General features: G+C 41.4%; 1 protein-coding gene. It reads right to left on the bottom strand.

The window, feature by feature from the left end:
* On the bottom strand, positions 1 to 177 hold a 177-nt coding region (locus AYW76_RS19045; RefSeq protein ID WP_156489118.1), incomplete at its 3' end, for an acyl-CoA dehydrogenase N-terminal domain-containing protein.
* Between the last annotated feature and the right edge of the window lie 74 nt (positions 178 to 251).

The following is a 251-nucleotide window of genomic DNA, read 5'->3' as shown; positions in this document are numbered from 1 at the left end:
TTGATTCAATGGTGACAGAACGCGCTCAGAAAATTTGGCACCCTCTTCCATAATTGCTGCCACCATATCGGGTGTTGCTTCATCACAACCCGGTAAGCTTTGGTAATGTCTCTCAGCATCAAGAACTTCGTTAAGTACGAAATTCATATCACGCAGTGGCGCTTTATATTCTGGCATGACCTGTATCCTCAATATTATTTTTATAGCGCTAAGTGGTATTTATCACTTGAGCAATCGCTGCAAAGTACAAT

Origin of the sequence: Marinomonas gallaica, assembly GCF_001639745.1 — a bacterium.
GTDB classification, from domain to species: Bacteria; Pseudomonadota; Gammaproteobacteria; order Pseudomonadales; family Marinomonadaceae; genus Marinomonas; species Marinomonas gallaica.
This window is presented reverse-complemented; position numbering and strand designations above follow the sequence as displayed.